Below are 5458 nucleotides of genomic sequence, written 5' to 3'. Positions count from 1 at the left end.
GCCGTGGCGGATGAAGCAGATCCCCAGGAACAGCCGCATCACCAGCAGGGATGCCTGGGCCAGGGTGGAGGGGGCTGCCGGCACCAGCAGCTCCACAACGGTGATCTCCATCTGGTCTGGGCAGTAAAACTCAGCTCAAGGTACCTAGGTCCGCCTATCCCTGCACCAGTTGCAGTTGGTGGCCATCGGGGTCTGCCAGTTGCAGGGCCCGTTCAGCGCCCACCAGGGAGGCCTGCGCGCCCAGCTCGATCACGCCACCATGGAGCACCTGGCCGCCGCAGGCCTCGGCCCGCTCGGCGATTGCCGCCAGATCCGCCACCCGCAGCCGCAGCTGCCAGTGGGCCAGATCCTGGATGCCCTGATCGGCGGGCATGGCGCGCCCGCCGGTGGGTTCGCGGTAGTCCAGGCACTCGACACCGGCGCCGGTGGGGCAGCGATGGCCGGTGATGTGCACCCGGGTGCCCGACAGACCATCAAGCCCATCTTGTTCCTGGCCGCTATTGACGCCATCGCCACCGGCACTCAAGCCCAGCAGCTCGCGGTAGAAACGGCAGCTGGCGGCGGTGTCGGCGATGCCGATGGCGCTGTGGTCGATGCCCAGCAAGGCCCCGGGCGCTTCGACATGCCAGCGGGCCTCCCCCTTGTCCGGCGGGAACTGCAGCAGCTCCAGCGGATGACCCTCCGGATCATGGAACTTGTAGGCAACGATGCCGGCGGCGGCGGTGTTCCAATCCGGCAGCCGCTGGGGCGCCGAGGAAATCGGTTTGATCCGGCCGGCCGCAAACGCCGGCTGCAGAGCGGCCAGGGCCGCCTCCATGGAGTTCACCACCAGGCAGCTGTGCTGGAACCAGCGGTCATTGCTCAGGGAATCGGTCGGGATCGGCCGGCCGGGCCGAGCGCCGGGACCGGAATCGAGCACCTCGGTGAGCTCCAGCACCTCGGCGCCGATTGCCAGCCGCAGCAGTTTGAAGCGGGCCCCAGGCAAACCCACCAGCTCCGCGTAGGGGCCGCCATCGACAATCAGGGGCGCTGCGTCGCGTTGAAATCCGAGGCACTCCGCAAAGAAACTGGCGGTGGCTTCGGCGTCAGCGGTCGTGAAGCCGATGCTGTCGATGTGGGGGTGGGTCATAGCTGATCGAGACATAAGAGGTTGGGAAAGAAAGGCCTCACGGCAGGGCCGCGGCGCCAGCGGCGGCAATGGCACCGTCCACATCGGGAGTCATGCCGGAGACCCCGACAGCGCCGAGGCAGACGCCCTGATGCAACAGGGGCAGGCCACCGGCCATGGCCAAGGAGGGCTCACCCATGGCTCCGGAGAGCTGCATCAGGGCGGGACGCTGTCCATTGATCGCCGCCTCCATCGCCTCGGTGGGTTTGCCGTTGAGGGCGGCCATGCGGGCCTTGGCCAGGGCGGCCTCAACGCTGGCGGGGCTGGCCCCATCCCGTCGCTCCACCAGCAGGGGATGCCCCCCGGAATCGACGACCGCCAGGCTGACCACAGCAGCGCGGCGATCAGCTTCGGCCTGGGCCGCGATCACAATCGCCCGACAATCGGCGAGCTCCAGCTGGGGAATCTGGCGCATAAGGGGATTCCGGGCTGACGAGCAGCCTGGCTCAAGCCCAGACGATGTTTATCAACCAAATATGTCCCTGGAGTTGGACACCGGCCGCAACGGCGGCCAGATCCTCCTCGCCCAGGCGCAGCGTGGCCTCCGCCTGATGGCGTACGAGATCGACGTCGCTGAAGCTGTAGCCGAGCCCAAGCCCTAGAGCAGCGACCGCATCGAGGTTTGGGCAGGCCTGCAAACGCTGCAGCAGGGCCGGGTCGGCTTTTGCTTGGACCAGGAAGGATTCGAGCTGGGGATTGGCCATGGGTGGAGGGGGCGAAGGGGAATCGATGCCGTCCCGCCATCGGAGACGAGGCATCAGGGACGTTGAACGCCGCGGGTGTTGGTGAACAGCGCGTAGATGGACGTCGATGCGCACAGGAACAGGCGGCTATGGAAGCGATCGCCGAAACAGAGATTCGAGACGCGCTTCGGCACCAGCACCTTGCCCAGCAGGGTGCCATCGGGACTGACACAGTGCACGCCATCGGCGGCACCGCACCAGAGATTGCCGTGTTCATCCACCCGGAAACCATCGGCCCAACCCGGGGTGATTTTGTGGAACATCTCTCCGCCGGAGATCGTCAAGCCGTCCTCGCTGACATCGAAGACGCGGATGTACTGCCGGGGGGCGGCCGCACCGGGAGCGCCGGACTCGACTACATAGAGCTTGCGCTCATCCGGCGAAAAAGCCAGACCATTCGGACCGTCGAAATCGGAAGCCATGCGCCGCAAATCGCCGCTGGCTGGATCCAGGCGATAGAGAGCGACGGGCTGCTCGGAAAGCTGGCGGCCACCCTCATAGTCGTTCATCAGTCCATAGAGCGGATCGCTGAACCAGACGCTGCCGTCGCTCTTCACGACCACATCGTTGGGGGCATTGAGCCGCTTGCCATCGGCATGGTTCACCAGGGTGGTGGTGGTGCCGTCGTGCTCCACGCGAGTGAGGCAGCGGCTGCGGTGATGACAGGTGATCAGGCGACCCTGGCGGTCGCGGGTCTGGCCATTGCCGTAATCGGAGGATTCCCGAAAGATAGTGACGCCATGGCGCTCACTCCAGCGCATGGTGCGGTTATTGGGGATGTCACTGAACAGCAGGCACTGATGGTCGCCGAATCACACAGGTCCCTCCAGCCAACGAAAACCGTCGGCCAGGAGCTCGAGTTCGGCATTGAACAGGATCAAGCTGTCAAAGCGGCCGTCGTAGCTTTCGGTGCGGGGGATGAGCGGTTGTTGTGTCGCCATAGGTACGGTTCTGGCCTTGGCTTCAGCTGAAATAGCCTGGCTTGGCTCCGCGCCAGGCATCATCGTTGCGCTGAATAATCAGGTGCAAACTGGGTTCATCGCCTATTTGGGCGGATAGATGTCCAAATTTACCATCCGGGGGTCTAATACAACCTTGATCTCCTCCAAAGCAAAATTCACCTGCACTGACAATTACCCTGTGGCCATCCATGCTTTCTACCCACCAGGCACCCCGAAGGACATAGATCAATTTGGGAATGGCGTTCTCGTGCCAGTCTCCCTTCCAGCCGACCGGGAGAATTGACAATAACGCATTCCCATTGTCAAACAGCTTGTGTGAAAACTGCGGCATTTGGAGCCCGGCCGTCGGGAATCCCGTGTTGAGCGAGAAGAGCTCAAAGGAGTTAATCGCGCACTTCTCCTGCCGGCTAACCCCGTTCTCATCGGTCCAGAGATGCCAATACCACTGAGGTTGTGGCGCAAGGCTGAGTGGGTCTGTCATGGTTTGGGTGTCAATCCTTGCTGGCGTTGGCTGAGATCAGCAATTGTATACTGGAAACCAAGGCTGCCACCTCCACAGCAGCTCGGTAAGGATAGGCCCGTGGATTTGGGAAGTAGTCCTGCCATTCTGAATCTAAGGTGCCGAGCTTATTAATGTCGGCCCGGAAGACGGTGGCGCTTACCAAATCTTTAAAGTAAGAGCCTGCTTCTTCGAGCACTGCCTATATGTTGCTTATCACCACCTGCTTGGATTCCTGAGTGATGTCACCATCGCCAGCCTTCAGATTGGTTTACGGAAAAAAGGCGGCTGCTCGGTGATGTAGAGGATGGTTCCCTTTTGAAATCTTGGCTGTAGGAGGTAACAGGCGCAGAAGCGATCACTTGGATCGCTCGGCGGATGTCGCTGGTAGCCATGAGAGGTTGACGGCCTAGAATTTAGTTTAGACATTGGCTAAATGCAGAAGGCCGTATCATCACTTGAGTTTGCCAGGTTTTCGTGGCTACATCTACTGCAACCGGCAACATTCTTGAGCCAATCTCCACTGAGGTTGCAAAAAAGTAAAAAAATTTTAACCCATGCCCAGTTCAAATCCCATGGCCGGCAAGGTCCTCTCATTACTACTGCAAGGCAAGGTCCCCATCGACACGGGTGGCAACAGTGGTATCGGTGTATTCATCGTCGAGTATCGAGCCAAACTCGACGCCAAGGTATTGATCGACTGAGGCTCCCACCCCGAGGCCATCGAAGAGCTGGAGCAGGAAATCGGTGCCTATGGCAGCAGCAGCTACGGCGAGCAGGCCGATGTGGACAAGCTGGATGACCTGCAAAACCTAGTGAATGCCACCGTGGCCAAGTACGGCCGCCTCGATGTGATTGTCAACAATGCCGGCATCGAGACGCGCACCTCGATCCTCTCAGTCACACTGGGGCCAAGCCACTGGGGGATAGTCCCAATGGCAATTGGCTCCATGGAGAAACCGGAGATCAGCCGACGAGTCTGGTGACTGACACCTTTGCCATCAGACCAAACATGCCAATAAATCACATCAGCGTGGGCCTGCTGCTCGGTGCGAGGATCGCCAGAAGCCTTGAGCTAAAAATCTTTCTCCCTTCTCTCGGCAGAAAGGTCTGCTTCAAGTGAGGATTCCGCCAAATTCAGCAGAGGCATTGCTCCGACTAATTCAATCAAAAGGTGAACTCGGCAATTCCTCACTAGGGCAAACCCAATCACCATGACAAGCGTATTCCAAGCGCAACTATTTTACCTACTGGCCACCCCGGAATCGCACCGGCACCAGGCCTTTCGTGTTGAGCTTGATCGCCCAGAGCGTATCGGTGGATCCAATGAACAGAATATTGTTATCGCGGCCACCGAAGCTGAGATTGGCCGTCTGCTTTGGCATCAGGATCTTGCCGATCAGCTTGCCCTGGGGGTTGAGCACATGAATCCCATCAAGGGCACCCACATACACATTGCCTTTCTCATCGAGGCGCATGCCATCTGGGAAGCCGGGGCTCACATCTGCAAAGAGTCGCTTGTTGCTGATCTGGCGTCCATCTGCGGAAACGTCATAGACGTAGATCCGATGGGGCAGATAGGTGAAATCGGTACGCGGTCCCTGGATTGCGGCACTGTCGATGAGGTAGAGCTTTTTCTCTCCCGGACCGAAGGCAATGCCATTCGGCATCATCAGCGACGGCTCCACCACGGAAAGCTTTGCCGTAGTGGGCTCATAGCGATAGACGTTGTTGGGCAATTCCGCCGTTTGCGGGAACTGCAGTGAGCCATAGCTGGGATCGGTGAACCAGACGCTGCCGTCGCTTTTCACCACCAGATCGTTGGGGGAGTTGAGGCGTTTGCCCTGGTAGCGATCCACCAGGGATGGTGCCTGGGGTTCGGGGCTGCGTAGATTCTCCTGCAGATCCCGGGTGATCGAGACGCGGCGTCCGGTGGTTTCCGCGATCAGCAGATGGCCCTGCTGATCCATGGTCTGTCCATCAGCCACCCCGGAGGGATTGCGGAAGAGCCGGGGCTTCTCCCAGGAGGCCGGGGTGATGGCGCCACGGGCATCGAGGCCATTCCAGCGCATCACATAGACGCTGT

At 60.4% G+C, this 5458-nt stretch carries 10 protein-coding genes; 2 read left to right on the top strand and 8 right to left on the bottom strand.

The annotated features are described in order from the left end of the window. Positions 1 to 154: 154 nt before the first annotated feature. The 7 genes from KBZ15_RS17565 to KBZ15_RS17535 are packed head-to-tail and all read right to left on the bottom strand — an operon-like array spanning position 155 to position 3571. Positions 155 to 1129: a VOC family protein gene (locus KBZ15_RS17565; RefSeq protein ID WP_255016520.1), complete on the bottom strand. Its 975-nt coding sequence runs from the start codon at positions 1127 to 1129 to the stop codon at positions 155 to 157. A gap of 37 nt (positions 1130 to 1166) precedes the next feature. Further along, positions 1167 to 1583: a heme-binding protein gene (locus KBZ15_RS17560; RefSeq protein WP_255016519.1), complete on the bottom strand. Its 417-nt coding sequence runs from the start codon at positions 1581 to 1583 to the stop codon at positions 1167 to 1169. Positions 1584 to 1614: 31 nt separating this feature from the next. Next, positions 1615 to 1872: a Nif11-like leader peptide family RiPP precursor gene (locus KBZ15_RS17555; RefSeq protein ID WP_255016518.1), complete on the bottom strand. Its 258-nt coding sequence runs from the start codon at positions 1870 to 1872 to the stop codon at positions 1615 to 1617. 53 nt (positions 1873 to 1925) lie between these two features. Next, positions 1926 to 2705: an SMP-30/gluconolactonase/LRE family protein gene (locus KBZ15_RS17550; protein WP_315859921.1), complete on the bottom strand. Its 780-nt coding sequence runs from the start codon at positions 2703 to 2705 to the stop codon at positions 1926 to 1928. A gap of 18 nt (positions 2706 to 2723) precedes the next feature. Continuing rightward, positions 2724 to 2852 (bottom strand): hypothetical protein, encoded by a 129-nt coding sequence (locus KBZ15_RS17545; protein WP_255016517.1) that lies wholly within the window; start codon positions 2850 to 2852, stop codon positions 2724 to 2726. A gap of 22 nt (positions 2853 to 2874) precedes the next feature. Next, positions 2875 to 3354, bottom strand: a complete 480-nt coding sequence (locus KBZ15_RS17540; protein WP_255016516.1) for a cupin domain-containing protein — start codon at positions 3352 to 3354, stop codon at positions 2875 to 2877. A gap of 10 nt (positions 3355 to 3364) precedes the next feature. Continuing rightward, entirely contained in the window at positions 3365 to 3571 is a 207-nt protein-coding gene (locus tag KBZ15_RS17535; RefSeq protein WP_255016515.1) for a Rid family hydrolase, read from the bottom strand. Positions 3572 to 3929: 358 nt separating this feature from the next. Here KBZ15_RS17535 and KBZ15_RS17530 point away from each other — a divergent pair, with 358 nt between their 5' ends. Together KBZ15_RS17530 and KBZ15_RS17525 are read left to right on the top strand one after the other, a co-directional pair. Next, the gene (locus tag KBZ15_RS17530) at positions 3930 to 4076 is read left to right on the top strand and encodes a hypothetical protein (protein ID WP_255016514.1); all 147 of its coding nucleotides are present in this window, start codon (positions 3930 to 3932) and stop codon (positions 4074 to 4076) included. Between the two features lie 18 nt (positions 4077 to 4094). Further along, positions 4095 to 4358: an SDR family NAD(P)-dependent oxidoreductase gene (locus KBZ15_RS17525; protein ID WP_255016521.1), complete on the top strand. Its 264-nt coding sequence runs from the start codon at positions 4095 to 4097 to the stop codon at positions 4356 to 4358. A gap of 261 nt (positions 4359 to 4619) precedes the next feature. On the opposite strand, the gene KBZ15_RS17520 is transcribed toward KBZ15_RS17525, so the two are convergent. Further along, positions 4620 to 5458, bottom strand: an 839-nt coding sequence (locus KBZ15_RS17520; protein WP_255016513.1) for an SMP-30/gluconolactonase/LRE family protein, incomplete at its 5' end; no start/stop codon positions are given.

It is taken from the genome of Cyanobium sp. BA20m-p-22 (genome assembly GCF_024346275.1).
GTDB lineage: Bacteria > Cyanobacteriota > Cyanobacteriia > PCC-6307 > Cyanobiaceae > Cyanobium_A.
This window is presented reverse-complemented; position numbering and strand designations above follow the sequence as displayed.